At 62.2% G+C, this 13,284-nt stretch carries 15 protein-coding genes; 7 read left to right on the top strand and 8 right to left on the bottom strand.

Features of this window, described 5'->3' with window-relative positions; genetic code table 11:
• The first annotated feature begins 15 nt into the window (after positions 1-15).
• The 3 genes from VNH11_21715 to VNH11_21705 are packed head-to-tail and all read left to right on the top strand — an operon-like array spanning position 16 to position 3,750.
• Positions 16-1,701, top strand: a complete 1,686-nt coding sequence (locus VNH11_21715) for an ATP-binding protein (protein HVA48995.1) — start codon at positions 16-18, stop codon at positions 1,699-1,701.
• Positions 1,694-2,287, top strand: coding sequence for a hypothetical protein (locus VNH11_21710; protein HVA48994.1), 594 nt, complete (start codon positions 1,694-1,696; stop codon positions 2,285-2,287). Before VNH11_21715 ends, VNH11_21710 begins: the two co-directional genes overlap by 8 nt.
• Positions 2,284-3,750, top strand: coding sequence for a serine/threonine-protein kinase (locus tag VNH11_21705; protein HVA48993.1), 1,467 nt, complete (start codon positions 2,284-2,286; stop codon positions 3,748-3,750). The genes VNH11_21710 and VNH11_21705 overlap by 4 nt, the downstream gene beginning before the upstream one ends.
• Here VNH11_21705 and VNH11_21700 read toward each other — a convergent pair.
• Entirely contained in the window at positions 3,741-3,890 is a 150-nt protein-coding gene (locus VNH11_21700) for a hypothetical protein (protein ID HVA48992.1), read from the bottom strand. The two genes, VNH11_21705 and VNH11_21700, sit on opposite strands and share 10 nt — an antisense overlap.
• 260 nt (positions 3,891-4,150) lie before the next feature.
• On the opposite strand from VNH11_21700, the gene VNH11_21695 reads away from it, so the two are divergent.
• Positions 4,151-4,630, top strand: a complete 480-nt coding sequence (locus tag VNH11_21695) for a hypothetical protein (GenBank protein HVA48991.1) — start codon at positions 4,151-4,153, stop codon at positions 4,628-4,630.
• A gap of 160 nt (positions 4,631-4,790) precedes the next feature.
• Here VNH11_21695 and VNH11_21690 read toward each other — a convergent pair whose 3' ends face one another.
• Genes VNH11_21690 through rny form a run of 3 tightly spaced genes read right to left on the bottom strand, consistent with a single transcriptional unit; the run spans position 4,791 to position 7,535 of the window.
• Complete coding sequence (locus VNH11_21690; protein HVA48990.1) at positions 4,791-5,156, bottom strand: hypothetical protein; 366 nt, start codon at positions 5,154-5,156, stop codon at positions 4,791-4,793.
• Between the two features lie 43 nt (positions 5,157-5,199).
• Positions 5,200-5,985: a TIGR00282 family metallophosphoesterase gene (locus VNH11_21685; protein HVA48989.1), complete on the bottom strand. Its 786-nt coding sequence runs from the start codon at positions 5,983-5,985 to the stop codon at positions 5,200-5,202.
• The gene (gene rny, locus VNH11_21680; protein ID HVA48988.1) at positions 5,982-7,535 is read right to left on the bottom strand and encodes a ribonuclease Y; all 1,554 of its coding nucleotides are present in this window, start codon (positions 7,533-7,535) and stop codon (positions 5,982-5,984) included. Before rny ends, VNH11_21685 begins: the two co-directional genes overlap by 4 nt.
• A gap of 832 nt (positions 7,536-8,367) precedes the next feature.
• On the opposite strand from rny, the gene VNH11_21675 reads away from it, so the two are divergent.
• Complete coding sequence (locus VNH11_21675; protein ID HVA48987.1) at positions 8,368-9,126, top strand: TIM barrel protein; 759 nt, start codon at positions 8,368-8,370, stop codon at positions 9,124-9,126.
• Between the two features lies 1 nt (position 9,127).
• On the opposite strand, the gene VNH11_21670 is transcribed toward VNH11_21675, so the two are convergent.
• Positions 9,128-9,571 carry a hypothetical protein gene (locus tag VNH11_21670; GenBank protein ID HVA48986.1) on the bottom strand — a complete coding sequence of 148 codons (444 nt, stop codon included), beginning with the start codon at positions 9,569-9,571 and terminating at the stop codon, positions 9,128-9,130.
• Between the two features lie 36 nt (positions 9,572-9,607).
• The gene (locus VNH11_21665; protein HVA48985.1) at positions 9,608-9,916 is read right to left on the bottom strand and encodes a hypothetical protein; all 309 of its coding nucleotides are present in this window, start codon (positions 9,914-9,916) and stop codon (positions 9,608-9,610) included.
• Positions 9,917-10,195: 279 nt separating this feature from the next.
• Between VNH11_21665 and VNH11_21660 the strand changes: the two genes are divergently transcribed.
• Complete coding sequence (locus VNH11_21660) at positions 10,196-10,579, top strand: BlaI/MecI/CopY family transcriptional regulator (protein ID HVA48984.1); 384 nt, start codon at positions 10,196-10,198, stop codon at positions 10,577-10,579.
• Positions 10,576-12,771 (top strand): M56 family metallopeptidase, encoded by a 2,196-nt coding sequence (locus VNH11_21655; GenBank protein HVA48983.1) that lies wholly within the window; start codon positions 10,576-10,578, stop codon positions 12,769-12,771. Before VNH11_21660 ends, VNH11_21655 begins: the two co-directional genes overlap by 4 nt.
• A gap of 90 nt (positions 12,772-12,861) precedes the next feature.
• Here VNH11_21655 and VNH11_21650 read toward each other — a convergent pair whose 3' ends face one another.
• The gene (locus tag VNH11_21650) at positions 12,862-13,047 is read right to left on the bottom strand and encodes a hypothetical protein (GenBank protein HVA48982.1); all 186 of its coding nucleotides are present in this window, start codon (positions 13,045-13,047) and stop codon (positions 12,862-12,864) included.
• On the bottom strand, positions 13,044-13,256 hold the full coding sequence (locus tag VNH11_21645; protein HVA48981.1) for a hypothetical protein: 213 nt from the start codon (positions 13,254-13,256) through the stop codon (positions 13,044-13,046). The genes VNH11_21650 and VNH11_21645 overlap by 4 nt, the downstream gene beginning before the upstream one ends.
• Between the last annotated feature and the right edge of the window lie 28 nt (positions 13,257-13,284).

Raw genomic sequence — 13,284 nt, 5'->3', positions numbered from 1 at the left:
GACAGGAAGCAATCAATGAAACATCAGGTGTTGGGCAAGCTGGTGGGCAATACGGGCGACCCCGCGAGATTGACAATGGTCATGACCTCTTCGATGGCGGGCCGCCGCGGCGAGTTTGTGCGCGTTTCGCATCAAGAGCGGCCGGACGAGCCGTCGTGCGACGTGCTGGGGCGAATCGTGAGCATCGCGCGCACGAACGCTCTCTATGACGCCGGCATGGGGAACTCGGTAACCGAATTGGAGTTGATGCCTGGTGCACGTGTGACCGGCGAGAGCGTGTTGGGCCGCATCGAGCTGGTCGGTTTCAACGACCCGACGACCGGTCAAATCCGCATTCCACGGCGGCCGCTCGATCCGGGCGCCAAGGTGCAGACGGTCGATTATCACTTTCTCAGTAAATTCTACGAGTTCGACGAGCAGACGGGCCTGCACATTGGAAATCTGGTGGGCTATGACCGCGGCGAGAACGTCGTGCCGGTATTCCTTGATATCAACCGGCTGGTCACCGAGCACTTGGCCGTGTTGGCGATGACGGGCGCCGGCAAATCGTACACGGTGGGTCGAATCATCGAGCGGCTGGTGGCGCTGCACAACGGCAGCGTGGTGGTGTTCGATCCGCACGGTGAGTACGGCCGTGCGTTGCAAGCAGGCAAGCTGAATTTCAACACCGACGCCGACGCGATCGACGACGTGCGCGATCAGCGGCGGATTCCCGAGATTCAGCAGATGTTTCGCCGCCTGGCGGAAGCGGGTGCGGGGATCGCCGCGTTCACGCCGCAACATGCCTCGTTCCGGCACAAATACGCGGGGGTCAATCGGGAGCTGGCCTTGCAATTCGACCATTTCGAAATGGACGATATCAGCGAAATCCTGCCGGGACTGACCGAGCCGCAACAACGCGTGCTCGACGTCGCCATTCGGTATTGGCGGCTGATCGACAAGACGGAACCGCGTGACATCAATCGGCTGCGGCACCTGCTGGGCGACGGACTCGAAGAGCTGAAGGAATGGGACCAGTTGAGCCAGGCCGAAGCGACCGCGCTCAACGGCCGCAGTGCCGCAGTCGCATCGCTGAAGCTGGCGCGCGTGCTCGCCGAGGCGCAGGCATTCTATTCGGCGGCGCTGGCGGCGCCGACCGACATTTACCAGATGGTCGGGCGGCCGTCGGAGCGAAAGGGACGGCTGGCGGTGGTCGACCTGCAAGGGCTGAGCGATACGGCCAAGCAGATTGTCACGGCCCTGATCTCCAGCGAGATTTTGCAGGCGGCGTCGAGCAAGACCGACCCGATTCGGCCGGCCTTTTTGGTCTACGAAGAAGGGCACAACTTTGCGCCGGCGGGCGAAAGCGCCGTGAGTCATCGGATCATCAAGAAGATTGCCAGTGAGGGACGCAAGTTTGGTGTCGGATTTGCCATCGTCAGCCAGCGGCCGTCGAAGCTCGATCCCGACGTTACCTCGCAGTGCAACACCTTGATTACGATGCGGCTGAAGAATCCCGACGACCAGCGGTTCATTGCCAAGACGTCCGACATGGTAAGCCAGGCCGACCTGGATGAGTTGCCCAGCCTTTCAACCGGAGAGGCGCTGATTTTCGGCCGTTCGATCGCGGCGCCCTTGCTAGTGAAAATCGGCGCCAAGGCGCTGATTCATGGCGGGGAATCACCCGACGTGCTGAAGGTGTGGGGGCGATTTGGTGATTGACGAGCTGCGAAGACGGTTGACCGAAGAGTGTGCGTCGCTGGCGGTTGCGCGCGAGGTGCTGCCGTTGTGGACCGACCGCGGGCTCGCCGATTATTCATGCACGCTGCATAGTGCCGGCGTGACCTATTGGACCTCGCTGGGGCAGCGATTGGGCTATCAGGCATTTGTTGAAATGCCGCCGCCGCTTCGCGGAGCTTATGCGCATGTCGGCCTTGACGTGCGGAGCGATTCGGCCTGGTACAGCAGAGATTCAGTCCGTCCCAGCGTGCTCGTTGAGTTCGAGCGGTACGCCGGTGCGATCGATGAAGGCAAGCTGATGGCGAAGGTGAGCAACTTGCTGCTGGCACATCACCGCTGGGAACAAGCGGCCGGCGCGCTCGTGCTTGCCTACTGGACGAAGAGCGTGGCCACGCTTCCCGATCATCGGGCGATGAAAGAGCGCGTGCGCAGCGGGTTCGAAACTGCCGCCAAGGAACGCGTCGCCGGCAGTTCGAGCTGTCGATTGCTGATCTTCCAAACCGTGTTGCGGCAAACGGCCGATGGCACGTGGCGACTCTGGCAAATGATCGAGCGAGGGACCGAATGAGCCAACGCAATCGCTTTTTCATTCCGCGGGCCGACCGACGCCTGGGTGATCGCTATGAACTGATGGAATGCTTGGGGGAAGGCACGCACGGCACGGTGTGGAGCGCGCAGCGGCTGGAAGACAGCGAGATTGTAGCCGTCAAGATTCCCCGCGAACAGGGCGCGAAAAACGAAGATTTGGCCGAAGGAAAGCGGCTGATTGGCCTCGACGCCCATCCGAACGTCGTGCGGGTTTATTGGATGGACCGAGTCCCGCCGGAGCGTGAATGGTATGTGATCGAGATGGAGTACTTTCCCAGCGATACGCTGGCCCGTTTGCTGGACGAAGGCGACCAAGGCTTCGTTACAAGCTATGCCAGGCTGTTGTCGCTGTACCTGCAGGTACTCGACGGCGTTCGTTACCTACACGACCTCGGTATGTCGCACGGCGACATCAAACCGCAGAATGTGCTGATTGCCGGAGATCGGGCCAAGGTCACCGACTTCGGCAGCAGCGTCTTGCCGGAGGACATGTATGCGCGGACCAGGGAGAACGGAGGCACGATCCTATACTCCGCACCGGAAGTTGCCGGCATCACGCTGCGCGGAAAGAACAAGGAGCAGGTCTTCAAGGCCGACATCTACAGCCTGGGAGTGCTGCTCTACCATCTGGTCACCTCGCGGCTGCCGCATGATACGCTGAGCCAGGTGGCACGCTACGCGCCTTTTCCGCGTCCCAGAGAAATCAACAGCTCGGTATGTCCGGCGCTGGAGGAAGTCATTTTGCGGGCCATGGCCCGCGATCCGAACGACCGCTGGACGTCGGTCGGCGAATTGATCCGCGCAACAGAAAAGGCCCGGCGGGCACAGCTCGACTACGTGGCTGAGAAAACGCACTCGGTTTTCAAACGCGCGGTGGCCGATTGGTCGTCGGATGTGGTCGGATATCTGGAAAAGTCGGACTACAAATCGGCGGAAAACGCGGCCCGCTTGGAATTCGAGGCGTCGGGCGATGCCCACGCGTTCTTAATGATGCTCAATGCCGCCGCGCGAGACGGGCGATATTTCGACTGCCTGAAATATCTCGACGAGAATCCGCGTCTTGTAGAGACCCCCTCGACCGTTCAACGCGACATCAAGCAACTCGCGCTCAAATGCTGCTTGGAGACACGAAACGTCGATCGCGCGGAACGATTACTGAACCAGATGATTGCCGAGGAGGGCGAGACGCCCGACTTGTTGTTTAAAAGGGCCTCAATTCTTGGTCTGCAAGCGCGGTTCAATGAAGCATGCGAGGTCCTCCTGCAGTTGAATCGCGATTTTCCCGGCCGCCCGGCGATTCTCCGGCGGCTCGTAACGGTTTATGAACAGCTTCGCGACCTGGGGAAGGCATCGGCGTTTTTGAAAGCGTATCGCAAAAAGGCGGAGGCCGACGAGTGGGCCGTGGAGAAAAGCGAACGGTTCGCCGCGCTTGGTTATCGGTAATCCAGTCGCCGTGCTGTGGCGAACGAATTGCCGGGTCCTATTTCAAAGCGGGAAATGATGTACTGGTCTTTGCAATCGTCGGGGGTGAAGCACTCGATAGCGAGCAGCAGCTCGTCAATCGCCTGGCCTACGGTGGTCATGATGGGAACCTGTGGTCGTGTCGCCAAGGCACTACTTTCGGAACAACCCCCTTGCTTGCTATGCACCATTATTCTACCAGACCGCCGGGGCACCTGCGAATGGCACCCCGAAATCCCCGCTCGCCGGCCAACCCCGGCGGCAGGCAGGCCGGTGATAAAACACGAACACTTCTCTGTTGAGTGCTTGCAATGATAATGTACTTATGATACGTTATCGGCGTGTCGCAGAATGTCGCGTTTGTCGATGGAGATGAAAAACGATGTCGAGCAGGCAGAACCCTTATGTCGGTCGGAGCGGACAAATGGCCGTGCTGGCCGTGCTGCTGGAGCGCGGCTATAACGTGGCCGTGCCCGAAGTCGACCGCGGCGACGATCTTTACGTGGTCCACGACCGCAGCGGCCTGCTGTACCGCGTGCAGGTCAAAAGCGCCACCGGCAAAGGAAAGAAACGCGTGTCGGGAGCGTTCAACATCTCGCTGGACCAGTTGCGGACGCCCCGACAGCCCGATCTGAACTACGTGCTGGTCCTCATGCACCCCGACGGCCGACGCGAGTTTCTCGTCATTTCACGCAGCGAACTGGAATATCTCTGGGAGTTCCAGGGCGTCGGCCACCTCACCGACCACGGCCGCCGCATCGTGCTGCACATCTCCTTCAGCCAACACGGCGTCGAGTGCAACGGAATCTCGCTCGACAAGTACCGCGACAACTGGTCGCTGTGGCCCAAGGTGGTGCATTAGGACACAGTACGCGGGATGGGTCCAATTTGCGAATCAACAGAGGCAGCCATGAGGGGCCAGTAGCGTCGCGAGGGGGCTCGCGGCGCACCGCGTTCTTTGACAATCCATTCATCAGCAAGCAGTCGTGAAGTGACCGATCGGCTGCGTCGGCGCCGGCCGCTCACAACGGTCGGCGCCGACGCGCCGATGGCCCTTGGCGCGACTCGGGCCAGGACAGCGGCGGCGCGAGCGGGCCAGAACGGCCAGAACGACACGGCGGGCAACCCCGGCGCGCCGGGACCCGGCAGCGGCGGTTGATCCACAGCAACTCGCTCAACCGGCTCGCGTCGCGACGGTCCGTATTCTCGCGACTGCGCTCGTCCGCTTGAATCAGCACGACGTCGCGGCAGCCGTACTCCGGCAGCAACTTCAACAGCCAGTCGTTGAAACCGCAGACCTCCACGATGGCCACGTAGCCGCCGTCGGCGGCGCACCGCTCGCGAAGGCCCGACGGGAATTCGCGCACACGCTCCCATTCGGTGCTCAATGGAATCAGCCTTTTGCCTGTGGCGTGTAAGCGGTCCTGTGGGTTATATCTCACCCTTGAAACAGAGCCGCTGGATGGCCAAAGCGCGCCCGGTCGCGGGATCGACGTCGACGATGCTGCCGTTGAGGCGCACGTCGCCCGTGGCCACGTCAAAATGCGTGGGGTTGAAGGTGCGGGTGGTCTCCATCACGCGGTCGATGCGGCGGCCCAAAATGCTTTCGTGCGGGCCGGTCATGCCCACGTCGCATTGAAAGGCGGTCCCGCCCGGCAAAATCTGCTCGTCGGCCGTCGGCACGTGCGTGTGCGTTCCCAACACGGCCGAAACGCGCCCGTCGAGATAGCGGCCCATCACCTGCTTGTCGCTGGTGGCCTCGGCGTGAAAGTCGACCAGGATCACCTTCACCTCGGCGGGAAGCTGGGCCAGCACGCGGTCGGCCGCCGCCCAGGGACAGTCGACCGGCCGCATAAACACCCGGCCCAGCAGACTGACGACCGCCACCGAAACGCCGTTTCGGGCAGGCAGGATCATGAACTCACGGCCTGGGGCCGTCGGCGGAAAATTCGCGGGCTTGACGATGTTGCCGGCCGATTCCAGCACCGGGTTGATCTCGCGGCGGCGGTAGATATGGTCGCCCAGGGTAATGCCGTCGACGCCCGCGGCGATCAACTCGCGATAGAGCTCCGGCGTGATGCCCGAACCGCCGGCGATGTTTTCCGCATTGCAGACCACCAGATCGAGATGTTCGCGTTCGATCAGCCCGCGCACCGCCTGCACCACGATCTGGCGGCCCGGCTTGCCGACAATGTCGCCAATGAGCAGAAGTCTCAATGAGCAATCTCCGTAAACCGCGACTCGCGAAGCACCGTCACCTTGATTTCGCCCGGATAAGTCAGTTGATCCTCGAACGCCTTGGCGATATCGAAGCAGATTTTGGCGGCGCTGGCGTCGGTGGTGTCTTTCGAGCGGACGAGCACCCGCAGTTCCCTGCCGGCCTGAATGGCGAAGGCCTGTTCGACGCCGGGAAAGCCGCCGGCGATCGTTTCCAGTTCTTCCATCCGCTTGATGTAACGCTCCAGCGTCTCGCGGCGGGCGCCGGGACGCGAGGCACTGCACGCATCGGCCGCGGCCACCAAGACCGTATAGGGGTTTTCGAGGCGCAGGTCGTCGTGATGGCCCAGCGCGGCATGCACCACTTCCGGCCCTTCGCCGTAACGCTTGAGCAGATCGGCGCCGATCTTGGGATGGCCCCCTTCGGCCTCATGGTCGGCCGCCTTGCCGATGTCGTGCAGCAGGCCGCAACGGCGCGCCAACCGCGGGTCGAGGCCGATCTCTTCGGCCAGCATGCCGGTGAGAAAGGCCACTTCGATCGAGTGCCGCAGCACGTTCTGGCTGTAACTGGTGCGGAACCGCAGCCGGCCGAGAAGATGAATCACACGTTCGTGCAGGCCCGGCACGTCGGCCTCGTGGGCCGCTTCTTGGCCGAGCTTCTGCAAGTGCTGCTCCAGCTCCGCCTGCGTCGCGACCACCACCTCTTCAATGCGCGAGGGATGGATGCGGCCGTCGGCGATCAACTTGGCCAGCGCGATCCGGGCAACCTCGCGGCGGACCATGTCGAAGCCGCTGACGATCACCACGCCCGGCGTATCGTCGATGATCACGTCGACGCCGGTCGCTTTCTCGAAGGCCCGGATGTTGCGCCCCTCGCGGCCGATAATCCGTCCCTTCATGTCGTCGTTGGGAATGTCGACGGTGCTGGTGGTGCTTTCGGCGGTGTGAGCGGCGGCGTAGCGCTGCAGGGCCGTGAGCAGGATTTCGCGCGACTTCTCTTCGCAGATGTCGGCCATCTGCTTTTCGTGCCGCATGATGATCGCGCCCGACTTATGTTGCAGCTCGGCGTCGAGCATGCTCAACAGCCGCCGCGTGGCTTCCTCCTGGCTGAGTGCGCTGATGTGGTGCAGGGCGCGCCGCTGCTCCTCCAGCAGCTTGCCCAGCTCGTCCTGACGGCGCGTCGTTTCTTCGATGCGATCGGCCAGCTTGCGTTGGTTGTTCTCGACCATCTTCTCCTGCTTGCGAAGCTGGTCGGCCTGCTGTTCCAGAGCATCTTGCCGCTTGTCCAGCAGGCGTTCGCGCTCGTGCAGCTCCTGCCGCAGGACGCTCATCTCCTTTTCGCCTTCGGCCCGCTGCAGGATGGCCGTTTCCTTGATCTCCAGCTCGGCCTCGCGGCGTCGGGCATCAATCTCGCGATCGGCCTTCTCGACGGTTTCCCGGGCGCGGGTCTCGGCGTCTTTCTGGCGCAGATAGTCGTAGCCCTTCAACAGCAGCACGCTGGCCGCGAAGGTGGCGACAATCAGAATGATGATGCCCGGCGTTCCAATCATGGCTTCCTCGTTCCATCGCCGGTCTGGGCCAAAGCAAGTCGTGGCGCAGACGGCCCGGTGACCGACTCAACGAGTGAAAGCGAACCGCGGGGGCCAACGGCGGCACAGAGAGAACGAGCGGGCCGCCCGAACGGGCAGCCTGCGTATCACGACAAAACGGCGACAGCGCGAGAGAAACCGTTAGACCGTTTCAGCCTGGGCGGTCCGGCGCGGCACGGCGCCCCCCTCGGCCATCGGCCAACGGGCGCGCAGCGCCGCTATACAAAGGCGTGATAGACGCCGGGGCGCGGCCGACGGGATCGTCGGCCGAGCTAGGGCGCCGTAAAATGCTTCAAACGGTGTCATCCAGCCGCAATGGGGCATCGCAATGCCGCCGCACGCGTCAGGCTCGCCCGAATTGGGGTTCGCGCCGCCGTTGCGGACGACTTCCGCCTGAGGAACCGTCTTGGAGCCCGGAAGCATTCCGAGCAACTGCTGCAAGAGGATAATCAGTAAGTGCATCGTTCGGCCCGACTTCGTTGTAAGCTGGTTCTCGCTACCTGCAACCGATCCAGTCGCAAAAAACTCACAGAACTCGTTTCCTCGGCTTCCGGCTTGGCGACCGGCCACCGCGGGGTTGTTTCGCTAACACGAATTTCATCGTATCAGACTTTGCCCGCTCCGCAACCAAAAAATGGGTTCAGGGTTCGGGGTTCAGGGTTCAGGGAGCGGAGGTCGGCCGAGCCTATTTACCTGCCAGACTCGAAATTGGCGATGCCGCGGGTTATGCTGACCCAGACCGCCGTGCCTTGCACCCATAGCCTGAACCTGAACCTGAACCCTGAATCCTCCCATGCAACTCGGACTTGTCACCTACATGTGGGGCGCCGAGTGGGATCTGCCCACCGTCATCAAAAACTGCCGAACGACCGGTTTTGCGGGCGTCGAGCTGCGCACCGGGCACAAACACGGCGTCGAACCCTCGCTGGGGGCCGACGAACGGAAGCGGGTGGCCGACGTGTTCCGCGAGTCGGGCGTGGAATTGGTCGGTTTCGGCAGCACCTGCGAATATCACTCGCCCGACCGGACCACGCTGCAAAAGAACATCGACCAGACCAAGGCCTTCATCCTACTGGCCCACGATTGCGGAGCGTCGGGCGTCAAGGTGCGGCCCAACGGCCTGCCCAAAGACGTGCCCGTGGCCAAGACGCTCGAACAGATCGGCAAAACGCTTGGCGAGCTGGCCGCCTTCGGCGAAGGCTACGGCGTTGTCTTGCGGCTGGAAATACACGGGCACGGCACCGATAAGCTCGAACACATCCAAACGATCATGAACGTCGCCGATCATCCGGGCGCAACGGTCTGCTGGAATTGCAACCCGGCCGACCTGGCCGGTCAGGGTCTGGAGCACAACTTCAACCTGGTGAAAAACCGGCTGGGCACCATCCACATCCACGATCTGATTAGCGATTACCCCTGGCAGCCGTTATTCGGCCTGCTGAAGGGCGCCGGCTTCGATGGTTGGACGCTCGTCGAAGAGGGCTCGCCGACCGCCGATCCGGTCCGCGTGATGAAATACTATCGGCTGCTGTGGGAGCGGATGACGGCCTGACTCAGCGCAGGTCTTCCGCCACCTGCCGCAACGCCGCAAGCACGTGCGTCAGGTCGTCGCCCGCAATGGTCAATCGAGTTAACGGCCCCTTGCTTGGCTGGATGACGAGAAAAAACCGGTCGCTGAACTCATCGTCGCGCAGCAGAAGCACTTCCGACTTGCCCCCACTGATTGCCAGCGAGTCCGAGGGCGATTCGTGCCCGTGGCCGCCGTTCTCGCCTGCCGAGCGGGCCAAGAATTCAAGGATCTCTTCGACGATTTCCAGCGATGCGATCTCAAAGCGAAGGTAGATCGACGGCCCCTCGATTTGCGCAAACCATCGATTCGGACCCGACGTGCTTTCGTCAACGGCGATTTCCCACGGGCCCGATGATCCGATTGCGGTAAGACCTAGTTCCCGTGGCGGGGCACCGGCTTTCGTTCTGCGTTCACGGGGGATGGCCATTTTTTCTCTCTTGATGGGTCGGGCGGCGCGTCGGTCTCACGGCAGAATGTTGCCGTCCGAATCGACTCTCGTTCGTCCGAGCTTGCCGCCGTTCTCTTGCACATCCCAATGATCGGGATACTTTCCGTGCGCCCGGTCCTTGATCCAGATTCTCCCCTGCGTGTCGACGTATCCGTACTTCCCTATTCTCGGTCCGTGCTCGACTCGGGCCTTCTTGACGATCAGTTCTCCCTTCTTGTTCTTGTCGAATGCTGGACGGAAGGGCGCAACACCGTGCGTCGGCAAGCCTGCGTTCTTGATCTGTTGTTCGATTTTTTGCTGTGGGTCGCTTGCATCTTTCGCCATCTGCACGATGTCCCAGCGAGTGCCTTTCGAGCGGGCGCCCCGCGCTCATGTCTATTAGGTTAGTGTACCGCGATCAGCGGCGAAACGCCAAGGAGTGTTTGCCAGCATCTCCCGGGTTCGACAATGAACGACGCGCAAGCCGGTGCATGGCTCGCTGGGCCGATTCATCGTTTCAAACGCGGCGGCCAGGCATTGGTCGGGAAATCTTTGGCGGCACTCTTGACGGCGTTCAATTGAACGCTACAATGCGTTCAATTGAACGTATTCATGGGTGCTCGCATGCCGAAACGTCCGCCGTTGGCAAAGTCGGAACTGGAACTGGCCCGCATCGTGTGGCGCTTGGGCGAGGCCACCGTGCGGCAAGTGCTTGAAGCCTTGCCCCGCGAGCGCGGTCTCGATTTCGCCACCGTTCAGACTTACCTCCGGCGGCTGGAAGCCAAAGGCTACTTGCGCGTGCGCCAGCGGGGCCGCGCCAATATCTACAGCTCGCGCGTCGAGCCGGACCGCGTCGTCGGCGAGGTCGTGCGCGATTTTCTGGACCGCGTGTTCGACGGCCAGCCGCTACCTCTGGTCGAGCAGTTGATCAACGATCGCGGCCTGTCGGACGAAGAAATCGAGCGGCTGCAACGCACGCTCGACGAGCTCAAGGAGCGCAAACAATGACCACCGATCTGCACCCAATCGTCGAATTGGCCTGCCGGCAACTCTGGCAAGTGACCTTGGTGGCGCTCTTGGCCGCAGCGGTCCTGCGCTTCGCATGCCATCGCCGGCCGCAGCTTGCTTATCTCGTCGGGCTGGTGGTCTTGCTGAAATGTTGGGTGCCGCCCGTCTGGAGCAGTTACGGCGGCATTTTTTGTTGGCCGCCGCAGATCAACCTGGCGCCGGCGAGCAGCGAGCAGTCCCGCGAAGGTCCGTCGCTGGCGGCGTCCGCGAGTGCTCCTGCGATCGCAGCCTCACCGACGGAGCGACGGCCCGATCAGACCGCAGACGCTGCGCCCGCGAATGTTCCATCGCGTCCGTTGACACAAGCAGAAGCCATGAACGGCCGCACGGTCACGGCGCTCGTGTTCTTCACGGCTTGGCTTGCGGGGGCCGTCGGTTTCCTGGTCCGGGCGTGCGTCGATGGATGGCGATGGAGAAGCGGCATTCGTGCGGTGCCGGCCCCCGACCACAGTCGCTTGGAGGGCCTGGTGGGCGAAATCGCCGCTCGGCTTGGCTTGCGACGGCGGCCAACGGTTGTCGTGACCTCGACGTCGACCGGACCTGGCGTGTTTGGCCTGTGGCGGCCGACGGTCGTCGTACCGCTGCGGTTGCTTGCCGGCCGCGACACGAAAGACCTGGCGATGGTGCTTGCCCATGAGATGATTCACATTCGCCGCGGCGATCTTTACGTGGGCGTGTTTCAGTTCGCGACGCAGGTCGTGTGGTGGTTCCATCCACTCGTCTGGTGCATCTGCCGGGCGGTCACGCGAGAGCGAGAGCGTTCGTGCGACGAAGCCGTGCTGGCGGCGCTGGATTGCCCGCCGGCGTCGTATGCTCAATGTTTGCTGGATGTGCTGCGTGTGAAGCGGCGATCGCCGGTGCTGCCGGCGTTTCCGGGCATGCGTGCGGCCGACGTCACGCAACGGCGAATCGAACACATCATGCGATCGAACGTTGCCGCTCGCAGCCGAACGCCGCTCCGCTACTGGTTGATGGCCGCCGCCGCGTTGTGCCTGGTGTTGCCGGGCCAGCGGCTGACGGTGGCCATGCCCGGCAATCCGCATACGCCGGTTGTCGTTGAGGCACGAGAGGTATCGCCTCCGCCTGCCACGGACCGCCAGCCATCCGACGACGCCTCGACCGCGCCTGAAGAAAAAGATCCACCGCCGTCCGCCGACGCAGCGGCGAACGCCGACGGTCCGTCAGCGACGGGTGCGGCAGGCAACGACGAGCAACCATCGGCCATCGACCAGGCGATCGACCGTGGCATTCGTTTTCTCAGAGGCCAACAAAAGGCTGACGGCTTCTGGCCCGATCCGGTCGGTTATCCCGGCGGCATCACGGGGCTGTGTACGCTTGCCCTGCTCAAGCATGGAATAAAACCGGACGATCCTTCCCTCCGGCTCACACTCGCTCACCTTGGGCCCTTGCAGCCAAGCATGACTTACAGTACCGCAGTTCAAACGCTCGTGTTCTGCGCCGCTGGCCCTCAGACCCATCGGAAGACAATCGAGCGCAATGTCGAATGGCTCGCCTTGCAGCAGAAGCAGCAGGGGCCGTTCACCGGCGCCTGGGGCTACCCTCAAGCGCGGGGCGACAACTCGAACACGGCCTTCGCCGTCGCGGCGTTGTACGAAGCGGACCGGGTCGGCGTAAAAACCGCAAACGCGGTCTGGCGGCGAACGCTCGATTATTATGTAAACACGCAGAACAACAACGGCTCCTGGGGATACAAGCCCGGTCTGGGCGGCACGGGCAGCATGACCAGCCAGGGGCTGTATTGCGTGACCGCGGCGGCGAAAGTGTTGGGCGAAGACAAGCCCGACCAACCGGCCGCCAAGTCCATTGAAAACGCGGCGGCCTGGTTGGCGCGGAATTTCAGAGTTGATGGGAACCCAGGCATCCGCGGGCAGGGGTGGCAATTCTATTACTTGCTCGCACTTGCCAAGGCCGGGCGGATTTCCGGTAAGGCGAGATTCGGCGAGCACGACTGGTTCGATGATGGATCGAAGACGCTGCTCAACTTGCAGCAGCTCGATGGCTCATGGAAAGGCACCGGGCACGCCGAAGACGACCCGCACCTTGCCACGAGCATGGCGATATTGTTCTTGCTGCAAGGCCGCGACAGTCCAGCGCGAGCACCCAATGAATAACGTCCTTATCCGGCTGGTTGAGGCCTGGTTCGGGCGTGATGATATCGCCGCCCCGATCAGGAGATTTTTCTCTCAGTAATCTTTCTGTCTTTAGTTACTGTGCTTCCTCCCGTCAAGCGAGTGAAACGTCACCAACGAGCGGGAAATGTTGATCCAATGGATGGCATTCAAGTCGAGATGGGCGGCGAGCCGGTGGTATTGGTCCTCGAACGTCGCCAAGTCTTGTGGCTTGAGGGCCGTGATGCAGATACCCGCGCCTTCGGACGTACAAGTCATCTGATGCGTGCCAATTCTGCCTGCACGTCCGACGACGTCGACTTCTCGCAGCGCCAAAGCGTGCCCACCCAACCAGTGGATAATGGCTTCTCTGTAAAGCTGCAAACGAGGCCCACGCCCACATCTCGCAGCATCGCAATCAAGCCTCGTTGCAAGTCGAATGATGCGGAACCGTCGGGACGCCACCGGCTGTCGTCGATCTCGAACACTATGCGGTCTTGACGAATCAGACTCGGT

Source organism: Pirellulales bacterium (assembly GCA_035533075.1).
Taxonomy (GTDB): domain Bacteria; phylum Planctomycetota; class Planctomycetia; order Pirellulales; family JAICIG01; genus DASSFG01.
The sequence above is the reverse complement of the archived record's forward strand: the minus strand, read 5'-3'. Positions and strand labels throughout refer to the sequence as shown.